We start from the raw sequence: 26,056 nt of genomic DNA, 5'->3' as shown, positions 1-26,056 counted from the left end.
CTCCGCGCTTGGCAAAGCGATTCGGCGAACGGCCCAGAGGTCATCTAGAGAGAAGTGCAGCCCAACGCCAAACATTAGTAGAATTACGCCGATTTCAGCAAGTTGACTGGAAAGACCAATGTCTGCAACAAGTCCGGGCGTGCCAGGACCAAGAATTATGCCAGCAATCATGTAGTCGACCAGAACCGGCAGTTTAAAGCGTGCAGCGATGAAACCAAAAATCAACGCGAGTCCAAAACTGGCGGCAATCGTAGTGATCAGGCTAATACTATGTGGCACGTATTTTCATTTCCTATTATTGGTTAGTTTTAAATTGAATATATTTTGAGTCTATCCAAAGTTGTTACCTTAAACTTCAGATCACAAATGCTTGAATACTCAATTTACTATATTTCTTTTAGACAAAGAAAATATAGAGTCTTTGGCATGGATATTTATTTAGCCGCTCGTGACATGGTGATTAAGGCATGGCGAGCCTGTTGCGCATCGAGTACCATTTCGGGGAAATCAAAGCGCAATATTTTTTCCTCAGTGCGGACATCGAAACCATCGCAGTCGATGCCTAACATTTCCACATGCAGCACTTCGATTTTATGAAAGTGTTGGCAGTAGTGACGCATTGTGTCGCGATGATCCGTGTTCATGTGCGAAATTACGTCATTTTCTTGCGGGATTAACGGATAGGGTGGCACTAAATAACTATCCGCCTCGACCCAATGGATTTTGCCGAAGCCGCCAATATAACGTAATGACTGCGGCATAATGCGGTAGAACGAAAAATCATGCATGTCAAAGTAGCTTTGCGCTTCCGGAAAGTAGCGCAAATAGCGTGTGCCAGCTTTGCCTTTATCCGTAATGATTTGCGCTGTGCCTACCACGGTGATGCGTCCTTGTGTCTGAATGTGAGGGCTATCTTGGTTATGCGTTATTAGGCTCACACGCGGGTCATGCTGGATGTTTTTGGTGTGTTCCGCTAATGAGCTAATCAGTATGAGCAGGCTGCCATCATGGTCAACCACATAGGGTGTGATAGAGCCGAACGGATGACCATCAAATTTTTTAGACAGCGTGCATAGCGCGCCGTAGCGATGAGCACGTAACATTTGGCGAGCTTCGCGCGCATTATTCATGAATATTCCTGAAAATTATTTATGTTGTTATTTCCGGGAAAGTGGAAGTAGTTGAGGTATGTATTCGCCTAATTTTATGCGGCCAATTTCAATGCAGTTTGAGCGAGTCGCTTGCCGAGCGCGATGCATAGTCTTTTTTCGTCCTCGCTAACGGGGTGGTCGTTAGCCATTCCTGCAAAATGACTGGCGCCATAAGGTGTTCCGCCCTGTTGTGTAGTGGAGAGTTCCGGCTCGGAATATGGCAGGCCAACGATAATCATACCGTGGTGCATCAGCGGTAACATCATAGACAGTAGTGTACTTTCTTGTCCACCATGCATGGAGCCAGTCGAGGTGAAGAAGGCAGCAGGCTTGCCGACCAAGGAATGTTGCATCCATAGCGAACCAGTGCCATCCCAGAAATACTTCATTGGAGCGGCCATGTTGCCAAAGCGCGTGGGGCTACCGACAGCAATGCCTATACATTCTTTTAGATCGCATAACTCGGCATAGGGGGCACCCTCATCGGGTATGCCGGGCGTGGTCGTCTCACATACGGTAGAAATCTTAGCTACGGTGCGCAGTCGCGCCCGAACACCGGCCACCTGTTCCACGCCACGCGCTACCAGTTGAGCCATTTGACGCACTGCACCGTGCTGGCTGTAATACAGTATAAGGATTTCTTTGTCGGTTATCATGGGCATATTGTATTTAAGTTGTTAATTATGCAAAAAAGTTGTTTTATCAAACAAAATGAACCATGAAAATTTTCTGGATGGATTTGCTGCATTTACTGCGTTTCATCGCAGACCAATTCAGACAAGATCGCTCTGTGCGGAGATGGTGGCTAGCCTGACTTTTATCACGTTGTTGTCATTGGTACCGTCGATTACCAAACATGGAGCCGGAAACTGGCGGCAAAATAATTTTGATTCTATGTGATTTGCAATGAGCAATGCGATTATGAAATCATAAATTCTACTACGTTATTTAGCATGGCGCTTGGCCTGCAAGCACCTTGGCAAGTGACACATCTTTGTAAGTGATTGATATTGGTTGCCCTCAAGGATTCCAATCAAAAAGGACTTCATCTGAATATTAGTTTTGCGCGTGGTTCGCGATTCCTTGATGAGACGGGCAGCGTGTAAGGTACACGGTACGCCAAGCGCGAATGCAGTACCGTTGCCCAAGGTTTCAAGCCGGATGGATTCATGAGCGAAGCGTACGGTCTGATGCAGAAAGCTGAAAATCATCTCATGGTGTCCGACGATACCGCCCAGCCGCAACGAGGTAATGATTGGATTATTTTCGCTCAGTCCGTCTTCATTTCCGATGAACGTAATTGTAAGGGATAAACCATGAGCACAATTACAGATCCTGTATGCGGTAGGGAAGTTGACAGCGAGTCGGGGAGCAGCTTGGAATATGCGGATAAGCGTTATTATTTTTGCTCACCACACTGCGTGGAAAAGTTTTCGGCAGATCCTGACAAATACCTTAATACCGCCACGCCGGCTTCCACAATCACAACACCATCCGTTCAAGGTTTTACCTGTCCGATGCATCCTGTGCATCAGGCCACGCCCGGTTCATGCCCGATTTGCGGCATGGCGCTGGAGCCCAGAACTGTGGCTGCCAAGGAAGAGAATCCGGAGCTGGACGATATGACGCGCCGCTTTTGGATCAGCACTGTATTGGCCGTGCCGGTGTTCGTGATGGCGATGGCTGCTGATACGTGGATGGGTTTTGCGCCGCAAATGATTTCGTTTACGCATTTGCAACTGGTTGAATTCTTGTTGGCGACTCCGGTCGTGCTGTGGGGCGGCTGATCGTTTTTTCTGCGCGGCTGGGCATCCTTAGTCAATCGGCATCTGAACATGTTCACACTGATTTCGCTGGGTGTCGGCGTGGCCTGGTCGTACAGCGTAATTGGCACTTTTTTGCCGGATATTTTTCCGGCGATGTTGCGCCGTGAGGATGGCACGCTGCCAATTTATTTTGAAGCCGCTGCGGTAATTACCGCGCTGGTTTTGTTGGGACAAGTATTGGAACTGAAAGCGCGCAGCCGCACCAACACCGCGATCAAACTGTTGCTCGGGCTTGCGCCTAAGACCGCGCGCATCGTGCGCAGCGATGGCAAGGAGAAAGATATTCCGCTGGAGCAGGTACAGGCCGGGGATCTATTGCGTGTACGTCCCGGCGAAAAAATCCCGGTTGATGGGCAGGTCGTGGAGGGCAGCAGTTCGATAGATGAATCTATGGTAACGGGTGAATCAATGCCGGTGGAAAAGCAGCCAGGAGAGCGCTTGATCGGCGCCACGCTGAATGGCACCGGCGGGCTGTTGATGCGCGCGGAAAAGGTCGGTGCTGATACCTTGCTCGCGCAAATCATCCACATGGTCAGCGAAGCGCAACGCAGCCGCGCACCGATACAGCGGCTGGCCGATACGGTGTCAGGTTATTTCGTGCCGGTCGTGGTGCTCGTCGCGCTACTGGCATTTGGCATATGGATGTTTTGGGGACCCGAACCGAGATTCGCTTATGCCATCGTGGCAGCCGTATCGGTGCTGATCATAGCCTGTCCCTGCGCGTTGGGTCTGGCGATGCCAATCTCGATTATGGTGGGAACGGGTCGCGGCGCAACCGCAGGCGTGCTGATCAAAAACGCCGAAGCGCTGGAGATCATGGAAAAAGTGAATACGCTGGTGACCGACAAGACCGGCACGTTGACCGAAGGCAAACCGAAACTGACTTCGATAGTGGCGCTGCAAGGATTTTTGGATAACGACATTTTGCAACTGGGAGCCAGTCTGGAGCGCGCCAGCGAACATCCGCTGGCGGCAGCTATCATCAAGGGAGCAGAGCAACGCAGCCTGACATTGGCCGAGGTCACAGATTTTCAATCCGTCAGTGGCAAAGGCATCACTGGTCTGGTGGCTGGCCGCAAAGTCGCGATCGGCAATCAGAAATTATTTGTCGAGTCGGGCATAGAGATGGCTGCGCTGCTCGAACGTGCCGATGCGCTGCGCGCAGAGGGGCAGACCGTGATGTTCGTGGCCGTGGATGGCAAGCCTGCAGGTTTGATCGCCGTGGCTGATCCGATCAAGGAATCCACACTGGAAGCGGTGCAGGCCTTACAGGCTGCCGGATTGGAGGTGATTATGCTCACCGGCGATAGCCGTGCTACCGCAGATGTGGTCGCACGCAAGCTGGGGATCAAACGCGTGGTGGCCGAAGTGCTGCCGGAACAAAAAGCTGAGATCGTGAAACAGCTGCAAGCCGAAGGACGCATCGTGGCGATGGCGGGAGACGGCATCAACGATGCGCCTGCACTGGCACAAGCACAAGTGGGCATCGCGATGGGAACGGGAACCGATGTGGCGATGCAAAGCGCCGGAGTGACGTTGATCAAAGGTGATCTGAACGGCATCGTTCGCACGTGTCACTTGAGCCAGGCGACGATGCGCAATATACGGCAGAACCTGTTCTTTGTCTTTGCCTACAACGTTTTGGGTGTGCCGGTCGCGGCGGGACTGCTGTACCGTTTTTCGGCGTGCTGCTCTCGCCGATTATCGCCGCAGCTGCAATGAGCTTTAGTTCGGTGTCGGTGATCACTAACGCGCTGAGGCTAGGTCGAGTGAAGTTGTGAAGAGGAATTAACGCAGACTTATATATTGATCCGGCACAAATTATTCATGAAGCCGCGTAGGCGACTTTTGGGTCGCGGAAATAACGGCGCACGCGTTCGGGGTTTTGCTCAAGCATGGTCATGTGATCAGTCGCAGCAGCTCTGAGTTTTGCCTTGGTGCGCACTGGCACCTTTGAAGTGATGACGTGCTTGAGATCTGCATTCAGTCTTTCTTCGGGGTTGAGTTCAGGGCTGTAGCTGGGCAAGTAGAACAACTCGATTTTCTGTGCGTTCTCGGCAGCCCAAGCCTTTACAGGTTTGCTGTGATGAACTCTCAAGTTGTCCAGTATCAGAAACACCTTGCGGTCTGTATCCTTGATGAGCGCCTCCAGAAATTCAATGAGCTTGTCGGAGTTAAATGCCTCATCAATAATCATCCAGCGCGTTTTACCCTGATTGGTTACCGTCGCAATCATCGATAGCTTGTGGCGCGTGCCGCCTACTGCGAACGTCACAGGTGTCTTGCCCACCGGCGCATAGCTCCTGCCTCTGACATCCGTGTTGACTAGCGCCGTCTCGTCGCCCCAGTGAATTTCCGCACCTTCTGTTTTTGCTCTGGCTTCAATGGCCGGATATTGTTCATCAAGCCAAGCCTGGACGGCTTCAGGCCGCTGCTCGTATGCTTTTTTAATGGGTTTTTGTGGTGTAAAACCCCAACGTGCCAAGTAGTTGCCTACTGCCCGAATAGACAGCTTGATACCGTGCGCCAGCTCAATGTGCTGGCGCACAGCGGGCCTGCTCCATAGCGCAAAATCCATCTTAAGTTGTTCGGGGCGTCTGTCGCAGATGGTTTGTTGAATCGCCAGCTCTTGGCTAACCGTCAAGCGACGTCCACTGCCAGGTTTTTTACCCCGAACGCCGGGCTTGAGTGCCCCCGAACCTTCAGCCTTATACAACCGCAGCGCCGTATTGACTGCCGTCCAGCTCAGTCCCGTTTGCACCACGATCTCCATCACCGCCACACCTTTGCGGTGCATACGAATGACTTGCTTGCGTCGTTCATGCAGTACTTCTCGCGACTGCTTGCGGGCATCTTCTTTTTCCATACTCCATAGACATCGAAAACCAATAAAAATTCATTTATAAATCGTGCCGGGTCTATAATTAGACACTTGGATTGGGTTCGTCACCTTGTTTGGAATCCGTCAATCATAAGGGGGGTATGACGCATAGCAGCACATTCTTTGTTCGCTTTTGCTTTCCACAATCACTGTACTTCTGTGTTCCCATAAAATTTATGGTGTTGGAATAAATGGAGGTGAAGTCTCTGGAATCGAAATACCTTGATTCGAATTTGCTGGATTGGAGAACGTGTGAGGAATAAAGGTTGGTGGAGTAGAAAATTGTGGGGATGAAAGCAGGCCCGATGTGATATTTGGAGTAGACAGCAATCCTGGTGTAATATTTTGGGTAGACAGCAGTCCCGGTGTAATGTTTGGGGTAGACAGCAATCTGGATGTGACATTAGGAGTAATAATCTGCGGAATAGTCCTTGCTGAGGCTGAAACAGCAATTATGCTGAGTAAAGCCAATATAATTCTGTACATTGACATTCCTCCTTCAGTGAACCCTTGAACCAAAATAATAATGTATTTAGTTAAAGAGAGTATCCATCTACATGCAGCGGATCGGCGCTGCCCCGTGATTACTTCTATTCTTGAATAAGTTTTTTTGTCTCGCTACATTTGTCTACAATCCTTGCTCTGCGTTCTTTACTACCACAGAATATCTCATTTATAAAATTTTGTCGCATTAGAAAACTTTTGTTAGAAATTCGACTAGAGTGTTGGCCTGAGACCTCGCTGCCAAGGGCCATACGGGGTAGTGGTAATGCAACCCTTATGTGTAAGCAAGTTTCATTATGCTTATTCACTTGCCCTTTTGTTCATTGCCTCATTCACAATTCCCGCTACGATGTGCTGAATCAGATTGTAGAAAATTATTGGCACCATTATATTTGGGTAAGAAGATAAAGCTAAAGAGGCCAACACTAGCCCGGTTCCATTATTGTTCATTCCAAGCCCGAACATGAGCGAGGTACGATCATCTCGTTCTAACCTGAATAAACGGCTCATAACGTACCCGGCTGCAAACAAGGTTAAACATAACCCTGCAGAAATGGCCAATGTGCAGGCCAGGAAGTCATAATCACGATCAGCAATGGCCTGCGGTAGCGATACGGAAGCATTGGAATAATTCAACAGCAACAAAACGATGCTATTAATGAACTTTAAATAATGCATTTTACCGGTTTGCCTATCATTGCTAATGATCAAGCGCACTGCAATGCCGAGCAATGACGGCAGCACTACCCAAAGACCAAGAAATGCCCCGGAACCATATGCCGCTAAACCCTGTAATATTTTTTCATACTCCTCGGAAGCCATCTCACCAAAAATGTTAAAAGCAACCGGGGTGATAATTGGACTCAGAATCGTAGAGAAAAAAACCAATCCCAGGCTTAAAGCCAAATTACCATTGGCGTTTTGTGCCCACGCTGTTGACGACCCGGCGATCGGCATAGCTGCGACCAATGCCAGACCCACGAGAATGTGTTGGGTTTCTATCGGATCAGACCAGAGCCGCATCAAAATCGTTACGCCGAAAATATAGGCGATAGGGATAACCATATTTGCCGTTAACCCGGCTAGCAAAACATATTTTTTTTGCGAAATACTTTTTAAGTGAGATATTTTCAATCCCAGTCCAGCATTGAACATGAGTATGGCGAGCATAATCATCAGCAACGATATGTTTGTTTTGTGTTGGCTGAGAATGATTTCGCCGAATGAACTATTTCTGATCCATAGACCGGCACTTGGAAAAATTACGGCAATGACATACGCCGCGATCAAAAACCAGAGCAGATGGCGGTGTAAGAAGTGTGATACAGAGAACATCGTTGTGTTTTATAAAAATTATTCTAAAGTATAACAAAAAATATTGAATTTACAGAAAGCTTAAAACCCCTTAATTGGGGTTTTGAACTGGCACAGTCGGTATTTTCAGCACGGTATGGTGATTCGGCAAGATTCGGGTCACTTCAAAGAGCAAGCCTATGGCTGGACCTCAGAGTCCGATTCAGCCATGGGTCTTACGCAGCTATTTTAAAAAATGGCACGCCGTGAATGGAGGTCGCCATTCTTTGAATCAACCGGATCATCATCAGCGCCATTTGCTGGGCTGACATTGTGAGAGGTATTGAATTGAACGATTGTCGTCGTAGAGTCATTCCGTATGTTTAGGCATAACCCGATTCAGCAGCGTTGCGCTGATAAAGAGCGGGTTGCGTACGAGAGTTCGGTAGAATCAAACGGCCTAACTCGTACGCAAGCCCTTGATGGCCTGCCGTCGCGCGACCATCGACCCATGCCTCCCCAGCGGTTTCGAGCTTTTCTCTCACAAAACGTACCTGTTCGACGCTCAATACCTCAGGAATTTGCACTAACATGGATCGTGGGCGCTGAAATATTTAAAAACGATGGGCAACGGTTATCAGTGCAGTACGTCCGCTTCCAGGTACCGCGCGCCCCCCATCTGATGGAATCAATGAGCTGATATATTCCTTGTTGGTCAGATTAAGAAGGTTCAACCGGATATCATACTTAGGCAAATGATAGGCAACCGTGCCATCCCAGCGAGTGTAGCCAGCAGCAGAAACAACATTGGTGTTGCTGGCAAAGCGTGAGGACATATAGGTGGCCCCGCCACCGGTTTCCCATTGCGGGGTCACTTTGTAGGTCGTCCATAACGTGGCCATATCGCGCGGCGTATTAGCCAGATCTTTTCCATTGGATCCCTCCAGCGGTGAAGCTTGAGCAATCTTGGGGACAAGATGCGTGTAGCCGCCCATCAGTTGCCAGTCGCGCGTGATCCGACCCGCTGCACCAAACTCAAAACCGGTGACGCGCACGTTCCCATTAGAGATATAGATCCCGGGCGATACTTGTGAGCGCGAATTGGTCTTTTCAATATCGAATAAGGCCGACGTCAACGATAGATTGCCGCCCAGTACATCCCATTTGGTACCGACTTCGTAGGAACGACTTTTTTCTGGTGGTAAGGCTTGCGTACCCTGGGTCGCGGTTAGTTGTTCCAATGAGGGGTTAAATGAGGTGCCATACGATGCATAGTACGATTGCACATTATCCGGCTGGTAAATCACGCCACCCCTTACGCTGGTGAAGCTCACGGTTTGATCGGCTCTAAGAAGCGGCGGGGTAGCGGTGCTGACAGTGTTGGTCAGGTCCGCCTTGAAGCGATCCCAGCGCACGCCACCGACGATCTTCCATTGCTTGTTCAATTCGATTGTGTCGTTGATATATGCGCCGACTGAAGTCGCTTGTGAATCTGCTTCATTTCCGATCGTTTTCACGGAATTGGCCGGTGTTGAAAGGTAGGCTGGATTGATCAGCGATACGACGGGCAAGTTGCTACGGGCACTGGACAGAATGTTGGAGGTCTCGCGGCTAATTGCAACACCGGCGATCATCGTATGCTTGAGGGTGCCGGTATCAAATTTTGCGATCAGATCGGTCTGATTGTTGAGCATTTGATTTTTGATCACGCGATCATGGCTGCTGAGCCTGACAGACAGTGCACTCAAAGGCAGCGCAGTAGTATTTCCAGCAGCTTGAATGGTGAACGGGGTAAATACGCCGCCGGCAAGCGTGCCCACAGCGTTAAGACCCGTTGCCTGGGCGTCCGTGTTGTAATGGCTATATTGCAGCTGATTACGCAGTGTCATGTTCGAATTCAACTTGTGTTCGATGAGGCCACTTACAATAGCTGTATTTTGTACGGTCTTATCGTCTGTCAAGCCATAAAAAGTATCGCGATTAACCTTAACCGGGCGGCCATTGACGGCAGGAATACCATAATCCGGCATGTCGTTGTTGTGAGAGAGAATCGCTGACAGTGTGATCTCAGTCTGCGTGCCGATTCCAAAGCGCAGGGACGGTGCAATTCCAAAGTCTCTATTGACAATGACATCCCGTGTCGTTTGCGCTTTTTGACCCATCATGACAACGCGAACCGCTGAAGTATCCGACAATTGACGGTTAAAGTCCCCCGTTGAACGCACTCCCCCGTTGGTGTCGATGGTGGCGGTAACTTGATTTGCATCGCCTAATTGCGGGCGCTTGCTGACCTGATTGATCACGCCTCCGGTGGAACCGCGCCCAAACAGCATGGACGATGGGCCTTTTAATACTTCGACCGACTCAAGATAGTAGGTATCGCGATAATACTGACCGCTGTCACGCATGCCATTGAGATACATGTCGGTACGCGCAGAAAAACCGCGCAGGTTGATGTTGTTACCGATCTGCCCGCCTTCGGCGCCGCCTACGGTAATGCCGGGAACGTTGCGTAAAGCCTCCGATAACGAAGCGATCGCCTGAGAATCCATTAGGGCACGATTGACGACCGTGATTGTCTGCGGAATATCGCGCAAGGGGGTCGGCGTTCTAAAGCCGGCGAAAGAACTCGCTGCAAAATCGTCGGTCACCTTTTGGCTGTTCACTTTAATTTCCGGCAACTGGGTGGCATCAGTTGATTTATCGCTTTTGCCATCGTTTGTGGGGGTTTGTGCGAAGGCTGGGCTACAGAGTTGTTGTAATGCCAGCGCTACCAGTAATGCAGGACGTGTTTTTTTGAATCTCATGAGTTCTCCCTGTTCTTTAAATAAAAAAAGGTGGCTGGCTGAGAAAACACGTGGCTGGCTTCCAGATGTAAGTGCAAAAAAACGATTAATTAAATGCTAATTATCGTTGTGTATAGAAACATTAAAATTGTTCTTTAATTCCTGCAGCGGTCACAATAACTTGGCAAAGTTGCAAAGATTTGTTTGTGTGTTTGATAACCTCCTTAATTATCCAAATGGAACGTAATAGGTACGATGGTATAAACGGCAATCGCTTTGCCATCTTCGATATGGGGTTTGAACTGTGAACGCAGGATTGCTTGCCGTGCTTCTTCGTCGAGTCGTGATGAACCCGAGGTTTGTTGTACATTGACTTGATCTGGATTGCCCTTCTCATTCACCAATACGCGCAGAGTGACGCGACCTTCTTCACCCATACGTTTGGAGAGAGGTGGATATTCAGGCTCTGGCGCTTTTAGATATTCCACGCCTGAAATTATTTTCGGGAGAGGCGGTGCTTCCACACCGGTTCCGGTAGCGGAGGGTATATTATTGTAGGTTCCAATACAGTCGGTTCGGATAACGGTTGCGTAGTGATAGTTTGTTCTGACTGTGTGTTTTTAAGAGCTGGGGTAATTCTTTTTTTAACAGGTTTTTTAATGGTTTTTTTAACGGTTGGTAACGCTTTTGAGGATGTCACTTCCGATTGCGGTGGTATTGAGTTCTGTGCGAAGACAGGACTACAGAATTGCTGTAAAACCAGCGTTACCAGTAATGCAGGTCGGATCTTTTTGCATGTCATGAATGCTCCCCATTACTTGAATCAAAGCGGGTGGCTGGCTGGAGTGTCGCAAATTACAACACTCGGCTTGCTCCCTGGATAATTGAAAATCACGTGTGATTTAATGTTGCTTACTTACTAGTGGTGCACTAATTATTTTTAGTTATGCAATGTTCAGATTTATTGTTATTACATGAATTATTGTCGTTCGTTACTAAATTTAGTTGTGTGTTTATGCTGTTAAAATCATCTTGTTGCTTTGAGTTAACTGAAGCCGGTAAATGCGGCCCGCATGTTCAATTTCTATTTCGCGCCTTAGTTGAAATAAATCCTCACTTTTAATGCGAATGAGTGAATTTTTTTTAGAGTTGGAAACCGACTCACACACAGTGTTAGAAGTTTCTGTCTCGCGTTGAATTGGCATAGCTATTAAAATCCACTTAATAATAAGAATTGTTCTTGTTATTGTTACCTTTTTCAAAAAGGATTGCAAGTTTTTTGTATTATCTGAATGATTACCGGTGATAAATATTCAGCACTTACTAGACCTGGGTGGAAAGTGTGAAATGACGTCGAGCTAAGGTAGAATTCGACAGAGGCGGTTTTTGTCTGTGATTTAAGTCTTCCTCGGTATCTATTTAGAAATGTTCCAAAGTCTTCAATTTTAATTACAAATAATTTGCATATGCGAGTGACAAATTCGCGTTTTAATCTGATGGTAGTCAAAGGCATAGGGTATGGTCTTTTGGTATGTGTGAGGAATAATTATGACCGCTTTTCAAGCTCTTAAGCAGAGTCTTCCGCAGGAACCTCGTGTTTGGCTGGTTACTGGCGCGGCTGGATTTATTGGGAGCAACTTGGTGGAGACACTCCTCCGGCTGGAGCAGCATGTTATTGGTTTGGATAATTTTGCTACTGGTTATAGAGAGAACCTGGAGGAGGTACAGCATTACGTCACGCCGCAGCAATGGGCTCGGTTTCGTGTCATTGAGGGTGATATTCGCGATCTAAGTGTTTGTCGAGAGGCGGTGTCGGGTGTTGATTATGTACTGCATCAGGCAGCGCTTGGTTCGGTGCCACGTTCGCTTGAGAATCCCATTCTTACTAATGAAAATAATATCTCGGGTTTTCTCAATATGCTGGTGGCGGCACGCGATGCAGCGGTAAAACGCTTTGTATATGCGGCTTCCAGTTCAACTTATGGTGATCATCCCGGGTTGCCCAAGGTTGAAAATTTAATAGGCAAGCCTTTGTCGCCTTATGCAGTGACAAAGTATGTGAACGAGCTTTATGCTGATGTATTTAGTAGATGTTATGGATTTCACACAATCGGTTTGCGCTATTTCAACATCTTTGGACGTCGTCAGGATCCTAACGGTGCCTACGCAGCGGTAATCCCGAAGTGGGTGGCCAGTATGATCAAGAATAAGCCGGTTTATATTAATGGCGATGGAGAAACCAGCCGCGACTTTTGCTACATCGACAATGCCGTGCAAGCCAATCTTCTTGCCGCGACTGTAGAGGATATCGCTGCCACTAATCAAGTTTACAATATTGCTGTCGGGGATAGAACTACGCTTAATAACCTCTTTGATCAATGCCGAATATTGCTCCTGCCGAACTTTCCCCATTTGAAAGAATTTAAACCGGTTTACCGTGATTTTCGTGCGGGTGATGTGCGCCACTCTCAAGCAGATATTTTAAAAGCCCAGTCTTTTCTGGGTTATGCGCCTAGTCACTTTATTGCCCAAGGTTTGGAAGAGTCGATGGCATGGTATGTTAAAAACTTGGCCTGAATGCAAGCGATGTTATTGAATATTCGGTCTTGACATGTAATGGCTCCACTAAGTGGTAATAGCCTCTTCCGCTGGCAATGACAGGCGTCGACTGGCTGGAAATACTATGCTGAAGGTGCTGCCCTTGCCTTCCACGCTGGCAATCTCAAGTCGCGCTTGATGTCGGCTGGCTATGTGTTTGACAATGGCAAGTCCTAGACCTGTGCCTCCGGTTTCTCGTGAGCGACTGCGGTCTACCCGATAAAAACGCTCGGTCAGGCGCGGAATGTGTTGCGGCGCGATGCCGCTGCCGCTGTCCTGCACACTGAAAACTGGCCGATCGCCCTGTTCGTGCCAGCTCACCAAAATCTCGCCCCCTTGTGGAGTGTAATGGATGGCATTTGATATCAAATTACCGAAGGCGCTGCGCAACTCGTCGGCGTTGCCAAGCAGAATGCAACTACTCGTGAGTTCTAGTCGCAAGGTGTGTTTTTCCGCACTTAAAGATTGTCCCTCTTGATGTAGCGTGCGTAAAAGTCTGGATACATCCACGGTTTCTTCTTGCAAGGCGTTGAGTGTGTCCTCCAGCTTGGACAAGGTAAGTAAATCGTCTACCAGCCGCTCCATGCGGTGCGTTTGTTCGCCCATCAGGTGCAGCGCGCGGCGCGTCATGCTGTTTTCAAGGTTGGGCATGTCGTGGAGGGTCTCAACAAAACCGTTGACTACTGTAAGCGGTGTGCGTAATTCGTGCGACACATTAGCGACAAAATCACGGCGCATGGTCTCAATACGTTCCAGATGAGTAATGTCGCGGCTGATCAATAGCAGCTTGTTGTTGCCGTAGGGAATCAGTTTAATGGACAGCGTCAGCCCGTCCTGCCGCGCACCGCACAGAACCAGCGGTTCGCTGAATTCGTGCAGGGCAAGGTACTGGACGAATTCAGGCTGACGCGCCAGATAAGTGATTTGCTGGCCGATATCGCGCTTGCAGTCCAGGCCAAAATGTTGCTCGGCAAGCGGGTTGCACCATTCAATGCGGTAGGCTTCATCGAGTATGGTCACTCCTTCTGGCAGTGCCGAGGTAGCCTGTTCCATGTGCTGTAACGCCGCGACACGTTGCTCGTGTTCTTTGCGGTGTTGACGTACCATCCTGTTCAGCCGTGTAAATACCTCCTCCCACATCCCCGGACCATCAGGCACTATACGCTCATCAGAATCGGCCAGCCAGTAATCAAGTGCTTCGAGCTGGCGCAAGTGAAGAACTAGATGTATTAGCAGAAATACACCAAAGAATAAGGTAGCGGATAACGCTCCAACTGTTGCCCACACTAGCAAGGAGAGAGTCAAAAAGGCAAATGGAAAAAAAAGTGCACGCCGCCAAAAATCAAACATGGTGTAGCCTTTAAAAATTACGCTGCGCCATTATTTAGGATGTGCAAAGCGGTAGAAAACCACATACCGGCAGGATGCAAACAGACTGCAATTGACGGGATGAACTATGGCTACGATTTACCCACCAGTTTAATTGCATGAAAAACGGTAACCGCTACCGCGCACAGTTTGAATCAGTCCATCGAGGCTGGAGGGTTCAAGCGCCTGGCGCAGCCGGCGAATGTGCACATCCACAGTGCGCTCTTCCACAAATACGTGATCGCCCCAAACTTGGTCGAGCAGCTGCGAACGACTATAGACTCTCTCGGGATGGGTCATAAAAAAATGTAACAAACGAAACTCGGTCGGCCCCAGATCAATCATTGCTCCATTAGCGTTGATACGATGCATCGCTGGCGATAATTCCAGCCCACCCGCCGTGACTGTTTCATCGCTCATTTGGGGTGCGCGGCGGCGTAACACGGCACGGATGCGAGCCATCAGCTCACGCGGCGAAAATGGTTTGGTTATGTAATCGTCTGCGCCTGACTCCAGCCCCATAATTTTGTCGCGTTCGTCGGTACGCGCAGTCAGCATTATAATGGGAATGTTACGTGTACGTTGATCGGCGCGTAGACGGCGCGCCAGCTCCACGCCACTGCTACCGGGCAGCATCCAGTCAAGCAGGATTAGATCTGGCAGCGCATGGTTGATGTGCTTCCAAGCGCCATCGGCATCATATGCCTCGATTGCGCGGTAGCCACATTGCGCTATGTTGAATGCCAGCAGTTCCTGTATCGCAGGTTCGTCTTCCACTACCAGAATATTAGCGGTCATTAATTTCTCCGTCGTTCATATGACAAACAACTTGCGATGGTATGACAGAATTGTGACAGTAGTATGACGGCCATATCTGTTATTTAATTTGATGAACAGCTTGGCGTCGGCGCTTTCAAATCAGGCAGCAGCGAGCCGACCAACATGCCTGTTGCACTCATCAGTAAGCCCGCTAGTTGCGGCGGCCACAGTCCTTCAGGATTAAAAATTTCAAGCAATAACCAGGAAGACAGCCCCGCGGCAATTGCAAACAACGCACCTTGCGTGTTCGCGCGCTTCCAGTACAGCCCGCACACCAGAGGAATGAATGCTGCCACTAAAGTCACCTTGTAGGCGTTCCCTACCATCGAATAAATACTCGATGTAGATTTTAGTGCAAACAAGGTAACAGCCACGGCGAAGCATACAACTACCACGCGCATGGTCCACAAAAAACGTCGATCGCTCTGATGGCCGATAATGCCTTTCAGGATGTTTTCGGTAAAAGTCACTGACGGTGCCAGTAAGGTGCCGCTCGCAGTGCTCATAATAGCGGCAAGTAGTGCACCAAAGAACATCCCCTGCGCAAACACCGGTGTGTGGTTCATGATCAGCGTAGGCAGAATCAACTGCGCATTTTCGTCGATCAACGTGGCGACCATTATGGGATCAATCAACGTGGCGGAATAAGCCAGAAAAATGGGAATGAAGGCGAACAGAAAATACAGAATGCCACCGAGTAGCGCACCGTGTACGGCAGTTTTTTCATTTTTTGCTGACATTACGCGCTGGAATACGTCCTGCTGTGGGATGGAGCCTAGCATCATGGTTACCGCTGCGCCGATGAATGCGAGCACATCTCTGGTTTCAAGCTGCGGCCAGAAAATTAGCTTGTTGGCATGTGCGGCATGGTCTATGACCATTCCTGCCCCACCTGCTATACCGGATAACAGCCAAGCCAGGTACGACATGCCGACAACGATAATCGTCATCTGGAAAGCATCTGTCAACGCCACTGACCACATGCCACCGAACAGGGTGTAAACCAGCACGATGCCAGCACCAACCACCATACCTTCACTGGGCGAAATCGCACCTTGAGTGATGAAGGAAAATACCAAGCCCAGCGCTGTAATTTGCGCTGAAACCCAACCCAAGTATGAAGCGATGATAGCCAGGCTGGTAAGTACCTCCACCGAGCGATTGTAGCGTTTCCGATAATAGTCGCCGATGGTAATCAGGTTCATCTTATAGAGCTTGGCAGCGAAGAATGTCCCTACCAAAATCAAGCACATGCTGGCACCGAAAGGGTCTTCAACTATTCCTCTCAAGCCTTGCTGGACGAACTTTGTGGATATTCCCAATACCGTTTCCGCACCAAACCAGGTAGCAAACACGGTGGCAGTCACAACATACAGCGGCAAGTGCCGGCCAGCCATCACATAATCTTTGACATTATGTACGCGCGTGGCGGCATACAAGCCAATTCCGATAGAAATCATCAAATACAGAATCACGAGCCAAATCAACATAAGTGCCTTGCAAAATCGTAACAGAATGGTCGAATTGTAGCAGTCCTTGGCAGCTATTGAGATCAATAAAAAGGCTCCCGAAGGAGCCTTTGCGTAACTTGAAAATAAGCGTTTATAACTTTTCAGCGTGCTCGGCCAAGTACTTCGCTACACCCTCAGAAGAGGCATCCATTCCAGCTTTACCTTTGCTCCAGCCAGCGGGGCAAACTTCACCATGCTCCTCGTGAAATTGCAATGCATCTACCATACGCAGCATCTCATCAATGTCGCGACCCAGCGGTAGATCGTTCACCACTTGGTGGCGTACCACACCGTCACGGTCTATCAGAAATGAGCCGCGGAAAGCCACACCATCCTTGTGTTCAACGTCATAAGCACGGCAAATGTCGTGTTTAATATCGGCCACGAGCGGGTAGCGCACCTGGCCGATGCCACCCATATTAACGGGCGTATTTTTCCAAGCCAGATGTGTGAACTGCGAATCAATGGAAATGCCGATTACTTCGGTTTTACGCTCCTTGAAGTCGTCTAGACGATGATCGAATGCAATCAATTCGGAAGGGCAAACGAAAGTAAAGTCCAGCGGGTAAAAGAACACCACACCATATTTACCGTCCAAGTGGTTATTTAAGTTAAAAGTTTCGTTTATTTCATTATTGCCCATCACTGCAACAGCAGTAAAATCGGGGGCAAGTTTACCGACGAGAACAGCCATGATTTTTTCCTTTTGTTGACTGAATTGCCAAGGTATGGAATTTAGCGAGTGATAGAGTAACTGTCAACCATAATGCACTGAGGTAAGTTGGCAAAAAAATCCAGTGTTTCTAAAATACTGACGATAGGGGACGAAGATGAAATGGAACCGCCAGCTAAACTATAGCCTACCGTCCTTTTTTGGGCTTGAATGCAGTTTGACATTGTAAGCTACAGCGGCATTTCTGTTACCTAAAATATAAAAGAGACGCTATCATTTCCCATGTTAGTCTTCAGGTCGTGTTCAGATTACCCTACGAACCGTAGCTGCCGATCTTTTGTATCTCGTAATAGATCAGATAACCGTTAAATCTAAAATCCGGTTGAAGCAAGCAATTTGCCGCGATGGATGATGGTTTGACTGGCTCGCCAAAGAAGATGAAATGGAGTACATCTGGATATTGAAACAAAATATAGTAAAAGAATTCCCCTGCGGCAATGTGAATTTTATTAAGCAGTTGGGGAAGGTAGTGGACGCCAGTTGGAGTATCGCCCACAAGGTCGGCTAAGAAAGGCAGAACATGGAAAATAAAAGGGCAGGCACCTTTTCAACACTTGGCGCGCTCAATAACCAACCGCAACACCTTGGAGAGGTTAAGGTGTTGGAATGGAGAAATCAGGAAAGCATTACAAGCAGTTGAATGCTGAAGAGCGCGCGACGATTATGCTAATGAAACGAGAAGGAAGTGGACTGAGGGAAATTGGGCGATTCTTGAAACGCTCGCCAAGCACTATCTCAAACGAGATTGCACGAGATTTGGGATGTGAGTCTGGCTACGTTGCCTCCTTGGCTGGCGAACAGGCACGCCGTTTGCGAATCAAGCCCCGTAGGCCATTGAAGCTCGTGGAGGGGAATCCGTTGTTTGAAGTTGTGAAGGAACATCTCAAGAAGAAATGGTCACCTGAGCAAATTGCAGGCACACTTAAAAGTATGTACCCAGATCAGCCTTCACAACGTGTAAGCCATGAAACGATTTACCACACCCTTTACGCCATGCCGCGTGGTGAACTGCGCCGTGAATTGATTGCCAGCTTACGCTGGAGTCGTGACAAGCGCCGTTCCAAGACCCGTGCTCCAGATGGTCGCGGACATATCGCAGAAATGCAGAGCATCCACCTGCGTCCGCCGGAAGTGGCGGATCGTTTGATAGCGGGGCACTGGGAAGCCGACATGATCAAAGGTGCGATGAACCGTTCCTCAGTCGGCACGCTGGTCGAACGCACTACATTACTGGTGGTGTTAGCCAAAATGGCTGATGGCACGGCGCAATCTGCCCTGGACGGTTTCAGTGAAGCGCTCAGTGCAATTCCGCCAGAGCTACGCAAGACCTTCACCTACGATCAGGGGCGCGAGATGAGCAAACACGTGCAACTGACTGAACGAACGGGTATGGCGGTTTACTTCTGCGACCCGCACAGCCCGTGGCAACGCGGCTTGAACGAAAATACGAACGGACTGCTGCGCCAGTATTTGCCGAAGGGAGTAGACCTGTCGACCTACACGCAAGAACAGTTGGATGAAATTGCTTGGAGTTTAAATACACGTCCGAGGAAATCGCTCGGATTTCGAACACCCGTAGCGGTTTACAACGAGCTCCTGCTCAATATGGAATTCGCTAAATTCGCGACTAAACATTAACTGTTGTGGTTGGTTCTTGAATCCGCCCTTCTTAATCTTCTTTAATCCTTATCAACATTCGGAGCGCCTCATGGACTGCGTTGTTCGTCTTAACTGGATTATCCGTTTTGCCAGCGTGGTCGCGATCGGTCTGCTGACCACTGCTTGCGCGGCACTTCCCGAAGTGCGCTATCTCAAAAGTTCGCTGGTAGCGCCGGATAGTCCAACGGTGACCAATGCGCAAGGTACCCTCAGCGCAAAAAAATCAAATTCCCTACTGGCCAAACGCTGGCGCAATTCGCACGTGGATGTCGCAGCGCTGGCGGCGCTGGAAGAAGCGGCTACCGGCAGTCCTCTGATTGCCGGCAACAAAGTTACCTTGCTTTATGATGGACCGCAAACCATGGCCGCGATGATCGAGGCGATCAGCGCGGCCAAGGATCATATCAACTTGGAAACCTATATTTTCGATCAGGATGAGTTGGGTATCCGCTTTGCCGATCTTTTGATTTCCCGCCAACGCGCCGGGGTGCAAGTCAATATTATCTACGACAGCGTCGGCACGATTGGTACGCCGCAGGCATTTTTCGACAAAATGCGCGATGCCGGAATTCATCTGTTGGCCTTTAATCCTGTCAATCCACTGAAGCTGACGGGGCCGTGGGGGCCGAATAACCGTGATCACCGGAAGATTCTGGTCGTCGACGGTGTGGTCGCCTTTACGGGCGGCGTGAATATCAGTAACGCCTATGGCAACAGTTCGCTGTTTCGCTCGAAAGTCAAGCGCAATACCAAAGTCGGTTGGCGCGATACCCATATAAAGATCGAAGGGCCGGGGGTCGCTGCATTTCAGTGGGCATTTCTAAATACTTGGGCCAGCCAGCAATCCCCTGATCTCCCGGACAGCGATTTTTTTCCGCCTTTAAAAGAGGTCGGCAACAAGCTTGTCCGGGTGCTGGTTAGTGAACCCGGTGGCGATTATGATACTTACAAGGCTTATGTTCTGGCGATACAAGAGGCAAAGAAAACGATCCATATTACCTGCGCTTACTTTGTTCCAGACGCGCAGATTCTGCAGGCGTTAATTGATGCTGCACACCGTGGTGTCGACGTTAAAGTTATTTTGCCTGGAGTAACGGACAGCGGCTTGGTCTTCCATGCAGCGCAATCCTTTTACAGCGAAATGCTGGCCAACGGAATCAAGATCTATCAGCTGCAAATTGCGGTCTTGCATGCCAAGACCGCCGTGATCGACAAGGTTTGGTCGACGGTGGGGTCGACCAATATTGATACCCGTAGTTTTTTGCACAACAATGAAATCAATGTGGTGGTTTTTGGCGATGAATTTGGCACTGCGATGGAAAATGCGTTTTTCGAGGATCTCCGCAATTCAGTCGAAATTATCAAGGAAACATGGGAGCAGCGTTCACTGGGCAACCGACTTAAAGAATGGGTTGCTCGCAGATTTGAATATTGGCTGTGATATGTGTCCCTCGCTGGCATAATTCAAGGCCTGAATTTAAATGTGAGCGAGTAGTAATGCTATTGGAGCTGAATGTTTAAACTTGAGTATCTCAGCACCTTTAAAAACATTCCCTCAGTCTGTGCGGGAATAACGAATGCCAAGATATTGATAATGCATGGTTTCTAATTGCTATCCTCCCATAAATCTTTGCTGTTAGCATTACGTGGCTGCACTAGTCCAAAATGTTTGTAGGCATTAGCGGTCGCCACCCTTCCGCGTGATGTGCGTTGCAAGTAGCCCTGTTGAATCAAATAAGGTTCCAGTACGTCTTCAATGGTATCGCGCTCCTCGCCGATGGCAGCGGCAAGATTGTCTACGCCCACTGGGCCACCGGTAAACTTTTCGATCACGGTCAACAATAGTTTTCTATCCATCATGTCCAATCCCTGCATATCCACGTCGAGCATGGTAAGCGCAGCATCTGCCACGTTGCGCGTAGCTTCGCCTTGTGCCCTTACTTCGGCAAAATCGCGCACGCGGCGTAGCAAACGATTTGCAATACGTGGCGTACCACGTGAACGCTTTGCAATTTCCAGAGCCCCATCGGGCGAGATCGGCAATTCCAGTAAACCGGAAGAGCGCGTCACGATGCGCTGCAATTCACTGGTGGTGTAAAACTCTAGACGCGCTACGATACCAAAACGGTCGCGCAGGGGGTTGGTCAACATACCGGCGCGAGTAGTTGCTCCAACCAGAGTGAACGGTGGCAAATCCAGTTTCACTGAGCGTGCCGCGGGGCCTTCGCCGATCATGATATCGATCTGATAATCCTCCAGCGCGGGATACAGGATTTCTTCCACCACCGGCGACAGACGATGGATTTCATCGATAAACAGCACATCGTTCGGCTCGAGATTGGTTAACAGGGCAGCGAGGTCGCCGGCACGTTCCAAAACTGGCCCGGAAGTATGGCGCATGTTGACACCCATCTCGCGTGCGATGATATGCGCCAAAGTCGTCTTGCCCAGTCCTGGTGGGCCGAACAGTAGGACATGGTCAAGTGGCTCCTTACGTTTGCGAGCCGCCTCAATGAAAATTTCCAACTGTCCGCGTATTTTTTCCTGGCCAATATATTCGTCCAGATGTTTGGGGCGCAATGCACGCTCCTGCATTTCCTCCTGCAAAGAGACGGGAGCGGGAGAAATAATGCGATCGGCTGCAGTCAGGTTATCGTTTTGGATCATGCTTTGGATAATAGCTTAAGTGCTTGGCGGATGCCGTCCGATACATTTGCATCGGCGGGTAATTGTTTGGCTGCCCAATCCGCTTCCTTCCCGCTGTAGCCTAACGCCAACAGCGCGTTGGTGATATCGTTACCATGTGGCGTCACAACACCGCTTGTGCCGTCCGACATGGACACGATGAACTTATCTTGCAGTTCCAGCAACAGCCGCTCGGCGGTCTTTTTGCCCACTCCTGGAATTCTGGTCAATAGCCCTACCTCCTTACTTGTCACGGCAATGGCAAGATCGTTCAAGCTCAAACCAGACAGCACCGACAGCGCTAACTTTGGCCCCACGCCACTAATTTTCAACAAGTGACGAAACGCCGCGCGCTCGTCCTCAGAAGCAAAGCCATAGAGCAGGTGTGCATCCTCCCGAACGATAAGTTGGGTATATAACACCACACGTTCATGCAGTACAGGCAGGTTATAGAAGGTGCTCATCGGCACATTCACCTCATATCCCACGCCTTGAACATCCAACAAAATTTGCGGTGGGTTTTTTTCCAACAAGTTACCTGTCAAACGCCCAATCATGTCTTCCTTGTTAATCTTTCTCGGCTAATCGTGCAGGCGCGATAATTATTGCATTGGAAAAATTACAATCACGTTTAATCCGTGGCTGGAGAAGTTACCATGTTTTTTAACTTAATCTGCCATTGCGCATGCGCAAGCCCTTGGTCGCCAGCTGGCCCATTCCCATACCAGCATGTGCATGACAAATTGCACACGCCAGCGCATCCGCCGCATCCGGGCTGGGCGAGCCTGATAATTCCAACAGTCGCTGTACCATATCTTGCACCTGCTCCTTTTTGGCATGGCCATTACCTACCACCGCCTGCTTCACTTGCAACGCAGTGTATTCCGCAACCGGCAGGTTCGCCAGCACCGCCGCGCAAATCGCCGCACCGCGCGCCTGCCCCAGCAGCAGGGTGGATTGCGGATTGACGTTAACGAATACTTTTTCTACCGCCACCAGCTGCGGCTGATGCATTTCAATCACTTCACGCAATGAATTGAGAATGACTTTAAGACGCTCAGGCAACTCGCCTACCGGCGTTTTAATAAAACCGCTGGCGACATAAATGAGTTTTTGCCCCACTTTGTCCAGTACGCCAAACCCGGTGATCCGCAGGCCGGGATCGATACCTAAAATGCGTGCAGGAGAAGAGTGAGTCATTGGTGTAAAGAGAATTTACCTTTTCTCCGTACCTCTTTCATTTCCTCTTCATTCCGCAATCACGGCCGTTGTGTAAACTTCTTGTACATCATCAAGATTTTCCAGCGCATCCAATAGCTTTTGCATGCGCACTGCATCGTCACCCGTAAATAGGACTTCGGCAATAGGCTTCATAATTATTTCCGCCATTTCCGGCCTAAATCCAGTGGCTTCCAAGCGCTGCTTAACCTCGATAAAATCATTGGGTGCGGTGATAACTTCGATACTACCGTCATTGTTGCTCACTACGTCCTCTGCTCCTGCGTCCAGCACTACTTCCATTAGGGCGTTCTCATCGGTGCCAGGTGCAAAAATCATCTGCCCGCAATGTTTAAATAGAAATGACACAGAACCATCTGTGCCGAGATTGCCGCCGTACTTTGTGAAAGCATGGCGTACATCGGCCACGGTGCGTGTCTTATTGTCGGTCATGCAATTGACCATCACCGCTGCGCCATTGATGCCGTACCCTTCGTAGCGAAGCTCAATATAATCCACACCGTCCAGTTCACCGCTGCCGCGTTTAATGGCGCGCTCCACATTATCTTTCGGCATGTTCTGGTCATAGGCTTTTTCCATCGCCAATCGCAGGCGCGGATTACTGGCCGGATCGCTGTCGCCCAACCTGGCCGCCACGGTGATTTCCTTGATCAGGCGTGTAAAAACCTTGCCACGCCTTTCATCCTGACGACCTTTGCGGTGTTGAATATTTGCCCATTTACTATGACCCGCCATGACATTTTCTCCGTTGATTGATTCCCGCATTGACGCCGCAAGGATTGGTATCCTGATAAGTAGCGCGGATTTAAATTCGAAAAAATCGAAGTGCAACAGCCGATGATAAAGCAGTATGTCTATCGTTTTAGTGTAGCGCACCTTCTTCTTAAAGAATACCTGAAATAATGGTCTACATCCCAGCACTTTGCGAGACCAATGCTTGATGCCGGCTCCCATAAATTACACCTGCTCCAGATGTCCGTTACCTCACGAAAGCTGGATGTTGACAATGATGTGTAACAGGTGTTAATTTTGCACATGCGCCGATTTGAGGAACAGCTTGCGGGCGCTTTATAAATACAGCTAAAGCGGGTGAAGCCCGGTTTAGCTTAAGCTATCCGGGTTTTTTATTCTGCACGAGGGAGTACGTTATGCCGGAACAATCCAACCAAACAGAGCATTCTTATCAGCTTGAAACACTTGCAGTACATGCGGGTACAAAGCGTAGCCAATTTAATGAGCATAGCGAAGCTATGTTTCTCACTTCTAGTTTCGTGTTCGATAGCGCGGCCCAAGCCGCTGCACGATTCATCGGCGCAGAGCCGGGAAATATTTATTCGCGTTTCACCAACCCCACCGTTACCATGTTTGAGGAGCGTTTGGCCGCGCTGGAAGGCGCGGAGCAGTGTGTGGCGACGGCCTCAGGTATGTCGGCGATTTTGGCGTGCTGCATGGGTTTGCTGAAAAGCGGGGATCACATCGTCGCTTCGCGCAGTATATTCGGTTCGACGGTAAATTTGTTCGGTACCATCTTCAAACGGTTTGGTGTGGACACCACCTTTGTTTCTGCCACCGATGTGAACGAGTGGGAAGTTGCGGTACGTCCCGACACACGGCTATTCTTCCTGGAGACGCCGTCCAATCCGCTTACCGAAATATCCGATATTGCGGGAATTGCGGCAGTGGCGAAGCAGCATGGTGTGTTGCTGGCAGTAGACAATTGTTTTTGCACCCCCGTGCTGCAGCGCCCGCTGGAATTGGGCGCGGACATTGTAATTCATTCCGCCACCAAGTATCTTGATGGGCAAGGGCGTGTATTGGGTGGTGCGGTGCTGGGCAGCAAGAAAGTGTTGGAGCCTATATATCAGTTTCTGCGTACGGCGGGGCCGACTATGAGTGCATTCAACGCATGGATATTCCTGAAAGGCATGGAGACGTTGAAGGTCCGTATGGATGCGCACAGCGCTAATGCGCTGTCCGTGGCGCAATGGCTGGAGACGCAGGCGAATGTGGCGCTCGTGTATTACCCAGGTTTACCATCGCATCCACAACATGAACTGGCGATGAAGCAGCAGAAGGCTGGTGGCGGTATCGTATCGTTCGAAGTAAAGGGTGGCAGAGAGGAGGCTTGGCGTATTATCGATAGTACGCGCATGATTTCTATCACCGCTAACTTGGGCGATACCAAGACTACGTTAACTCACCCAGCTACCACCACGCATGCCCGTATAACTCAGGAGGCAAGAGATGCAGCTGGTATTAGTGAGGGCTTGCTGCGCATTGCGGTCGGATTGGAAGCTGTGAGCGATATCCAGACCGATCTAGCAAGAGGGTTGTACAAATAAAAAGCTGCTATCTCCGCACCGAGCTAGGATACTTTTATTTTGAGATAACTGGGCGCCCTATCTGACCGATGTTCAATTTGTCGTGCGATGAGCTCAAGCGTGAGAATGACGAGCTAATGAAATTATGTTTGTGAATCGTGATATTGAAAATATGGCAATACAAATCGGCAGTGCGCTAAAGTCGCATGGCCTCATGTTGGCCACCGCCGAGTCATGCACGGGCGGTGCGGTGGCGAGTGCCATTACTGATATTGCGGGCAGTTCCGAATGGTTTGAGCGCGGCTTTATCACCTATTCAAATGAGGCCAAACGCGAGATGCTGGGCGTAACCCAAGATACTCTGATGCGTTACGGCGCGGTAAGCGAGGCCGTCGTGCGTGAAATGGTAGCAGGCGCGTTGTACCATAGTCATGCGCAGGTGGCATTGGTGGTCAGCGGTATTGCCGGGCCAGCAGGCGGTACGCCGGACAAGCCTGTTGGCACAGTGTGGTTCGCTTGGGGGATTAAGGGAGGACAGTGCGTTGTGCGCCTGCATCATCTCTCAGGTAACCGTGCAGAAATTCGCACGCAGTCGGTAGGCATGGCTTTTCAAGGAGTTTTGGAACTGCTGGGTCAGGTAACAGAGGTAGTTTAAGATCGTGCCGGTTATGGTTGTCACAAT

The 26,056-nt window shown here is 49.5% G+C and carries 23 protein-coding genes and 3 pseudogenes; 8 read left to right on the top strand and 18 right to left on the bottom strand.

From position 1 onward, the window contains the following. Positions 1-3: 3 nt before the first annotated feature. The 3 genes and pseudogenes from MKZ32_RS10860 to wrbA form a co-directional block, all read right to left on the bottom strand. Positions 4-279: pseudogene (locus tag MKZ32_RS10860) on the bottom strand (cation:proton antiporter domain-containing protein); the annotation flags it as partial. Positions 280-434: 155 nt separating this feature from the next. After that, on the bottom strand, positions 435-1,130 hold the full coding sequence (locus tag MKZ32_RS10855; protein WP_239797280.1) for a HugZ family pyridoxamine 5'-phosphate oxidase: 696 nt from the start codon (positions 1,128-1,130) through the stop codon (positions 435-437). Between the two features lie 74 nt (positions 1,131-1,204). Next, positions 1,205-1,807, bottom strand: a complete 603-nt coding sequence (gene wrbA, locus MKZ32_RS10850) for an NAD(P)H:quinone oxidoreductase (protein WP_239798139.1) — start codon at positions 1,805-1,807, stop codon at positions 1,205-1,207. 273 nt (positions 1,808-2,080) lie between these two features. On the opposite strand from wrbA, the pseudogene MKZ32_RS10845 reads away from it, so the two are divergent. From MKZ32_RS10845 to MKZ32_RS10835, 3 genes and pseudogenes are all read left to right on the top strand, one after another. Beyond that, positions 2,081-2,270 (top strand): annotated as a pseudogene (locus MKZ32_RS10845) (ISL3 family transposase); the annotation flags it as partial. Positions 2,271-2,320: 50 nt separating this feature from the next. Beyond that, complete coding sequence (locus MKZ32_RS15550; RefSeq protein WP_320412268.1) at positions 2,321-2,464, top strand: hypothetical protein; 144 nt, start codon at positions 2,321-2,323, stop codon at positions 2,462-2,464. Positions 2,465-2,467: 3 nt separating this feature from the next. After that, positions 2,468-4,758: pseudogene (locus MKZ32_RS10835) on the top strand (heavy metal translocating P-type ATPase). Between the two features lie 44 nt (positions 4,759-4,802). Here the strand turns inward: MKZ32_RS10835 and MKZ32_RS10830 are convergent. The 7 genes from MKZ32_RS10830 to hemP all read right to left on the bottom strand — a co-directional run bounded on the left by MKZ32_RS10830 (position 4,803) and on the right by hemP (position 11,646). Beyond that, entirely contained in the window at positions 4,803-5,843 is a 1,041-nt protein-coding gene (locus MKZ32_RS10830) for an IS630 family transposase (RefSeq protein ID WP_239796053.1), read from the bottom strand. 189 nt (positions 5,844-6,032) lie between these two features. Further along, positions 6,033-6,344 (bottom strand): hypothetical protein, encoded by a 312-nt coding sequence (locus MKZ32_RS10825; RefSeq protein ID WP_239797279.1) that lies wholly within the window; start codon positions 6,342-6,344, stop codon positions 6,033-6,035. Positions 6,345-6,662: 318 nt separating this feature from the next. Further along, the gene (locus MKZ32_RS10820) at positions 6,663-7,652 is read right to left on the bottom strand and encodes a bile acid:sodium symporter family protein (RefSeq protein ID WP_239797278.1); all 990 of its coding nucleotides are present in this window, start codon (positions 7,650-7,652) and stop codon (positions 6,663-6,665) included. A gap of 386 nt (positions 7,653-8,038) precedes the next feature. Next, on the bottom strand, positions 8,039-8,248 hold the full coding sequence (locus tag MKZ32_RS10815) for a 2OG-Fe(II) oxygenase family protein (RefSeq protein ID WP_239797277.1): 210 nt from the start codon (positions 8,246-8,248) through the stop codon (positions 8,039-8,041). 21 nt (positions 8,249-8,269) lie between these two features. Next, positions 8,270-10,462 carry a TonB-dependent receptor gene (locus MKZ32_RS10810; RefSeq protein WP_239797276.1) on the bottom strand — a complete coding sequence of 731 codons (2,193 nt, stop codon included), beginning with the start codon at positions 10,460-10,462 and terminating at the stop codon, positions 8,270-8,272. A gap of 203 nt (positions 10,463-10,665) precedes the next feature. Next, positions 10,666-10,929, bottom strand: coding sequence for an energy transducer TonB (locus tag MKZ32_RS10805; protein WP_239797275.1), 264 nt, complete (start codon positions 10,927-10,929; stop codon positions 10,666-10,668). A 525-nt stretch (positions 10,930-11,454) separates the two neighbouring features. Continuing rightward, complete coding sequence (hemP, locus tag MKZ32_RS15570; RefSeq protein ID WP_420887765.1) at positions 11,455-11,646, bottom strand: hemin uptake protein HemP; 192 nt, start codon at positions 11,644-11,646, stop codon at positions 11,455-11,457. 343 nt (positions 11,647-11,989) lie between these two features. Between hemP and MKZ32_RS10795 the strand changes: the two genes are divergently transcribed. Beyond that, positions 11,990-13,018 carry an NAD-dependent epimerase/dehydratase family protein gene (locus MKZ32_RS10795; RefSeq protein ID WP_239797274.1) on the top strand — a complete coding sequence of 343 codons (1,029 nt, stop codon included), beginning with the start codon at positions 11,990-11,992 and terminating at the stop codon, positions 13,016-13,018. Between the two features lie 48 nt (positions 13,019-13,066). On the opposite strand, the gene phoR is transcribed toward MKZ32_RS10795, so the two are convergent. The 4 genes from phoR to MKZ32_RS10775 form a co-directional block, all read right to left on the bottom strand. Beyond that, a complete protein-coding gene (phoR, locus tag MKZ32_RS10790; protein WP_239797273.1) occupies positions 13,067-14,389 on the bottom strand; it encodes a phosphate regulon sensor histidine kinase PhoR in 1,323 nt (440 codons plus the stop codon). 129 nt (positions 14,390-14,518) lie between these two features. Continuing rightward, positions 14,519-15,205, bottom strand: a complete 687-nt coding sequence (gene phoB / locus MKZ32_RS10785) for a phosphate regulon transcriptional regulator PhoB (RefSeq protein ID WP_239797272.1) — start codon at positions 15,203-15,205, stop codon at positions 14,519-14,521. Positions 15,206-15,288: 83 nt separating this feature from the next. Then, positions 15,289-16,716 carry a high affinity choline transporter 1 gene (locus MKZ32_RS10780; RefSeq protein WP_239797271.1) on the bottom strand — a complete coding sequence of 476 codons (1,428 nt, stop codon included), beginning with the start codon at positions 16,714-16,716 and terminating at the stop codon, positions 15,289-15,291. A gap of 112 nt (positions 16,717-16,828) precedes the next feature. Next, positions 16,829-17,431: a peroxiredoxin gene (locus tag MKZ32_RS10775; protein WP_239797270.1), complete on the bottom strand. Its 603-nt coding sequence runs from the start codon at positions 17,429-17,431 to the stop codon at positions 16,829-16,831. 645 nt (positions 17,432-18,076) lie between these two features. Here MKZ32_RS10775 and MKZ32_RS10770 point away from each other — a divergent pair. Together MKZ32_RS10770 and cls are read left to right on the top strand one after the other, a co-directional pair. Continuing rightward, entirely contained in the window at positions 18,077-19,108 is a 1,032-nt protein-coding gene (locus MKZ32_RS10770; RefSeq protein WP_239796587.1) for an IS30 family transposase, read from the top strand. A gap of 70 nt (positions 19,109-19,178) precedes the next feature. Next, complete coding sequence (cls, locus tag MKZ32_RS10765) at positions 19,179-20,570, top strand: cardiolipin synthase (protein WP_239797269.1); 1,392 nt, start codon at positions 19,179-19,181, stop codon at positions 20,568-20,570. Positions 20,571-20,734: 164 nt separating this feature from the next. Here cls and ruvB read toward each other — a convergent pair whose 3' ends face one another. From ruvB to MKZ32_RS10745, 4 genes are all read right to left on the bottom strand, one after another. Continuing rightward, entirely contained in the window at positions 20,735-21,796 is a 1,062-nt protein-coding gene (ruvB, locus tag MKZ32_RS10760; protein WP_239797268.1) for a Holliday junction branch migration DNA helicase RuvB, read from the bottom strand. Next, positions 21,793-22,371, bottom strand: a complete 579-nt coding sequence (gene ruvA, locus MKZ32_RS10755; protein WP_239797267.1) for a Holliday junction branch migration protein RuvA — start codon at positions 22,369-22,371, stop codon at positions 21,793-21,795. The genes ruvB and ruvA overlap by 4 nt, the downstream gene beginning before the upstream one ends. A gap of 106 nt (positions 22,372-22,477) precedes the next feature. Next, positions 22,478-23,014 (bottom strand): crossover junction endodeoxyribonuclease RuvC, encoded by a 537-nt coding sequence (gene ruvC, locus MKZ32_RS10750; RefSeq protein ID WP_239797266.1) that lies wholly within the window; start codon positions 23,012-23,014, stop codon positions 22,478-22,480. 48 nt (positions 23,015-23,062) lie between these two features. Next, positions 23,063-23,788 carry a YebC/PmpR family DNA-binding transcriptional regulator gene (locus MKZ32_RS10745; RefSeq protein WP_239798138.1) on the bottom strand — a complete coding sequence of 242 codons (726 nt, stop codon included), beginning with the start codon at positions 23,786-23,788 and terminating at the stop codon, positions 23,063-23,065. A 413-nt stretch (positions 23,789-24,201) separates the two neighbouring features. Here MKZ32_RS10745 and MKZ32_RS10740 point away from each other — a divergent pair, with 413 nt between their 5' ends. Together MKZ32_RS10740 and MKZ32_RS10735 are read left to right on the top strand one after the other, a co-directional pair. Further along, a complete protein-coding gene (locus tag MKZ32_RS10740; RefSeq protein WP_239797265.1) occupies positions 24,202-25,395 on the top strand; it encodes an O-succinylhomoserine sulfhydrylase in 1,194 nt (397 codons plus the stop codon). 124 nt (positions 25,396-25,519) lie between these two features. Next, positions 25,520-26,029: a CinA family protein gene (locus tag MKZ32_RS10735; protein ID WP_239797264.1), complete on the top strand. Its 510-nt coding sequence runs from the start codon at positions 25,520-25,522 to the stop codon at positions 26,027-26,029. Positions 26,030-26,056: the final 27 nt, after the last annotated feature.

The organism is Candidatus Nitrotoga arctica, assembly GCF_918378365.1.
GTDB lineage: Bacteria > Pseudomonadota > Gammaproteobacteria > Burkholderiales > Gallionellaceae > Nitrotoga > Nitrotoga arctica.
Note: the sequence above shows the minus strand (reverse complement) of the source record. Positions and strands in the feature narration are given on the sequence as shown.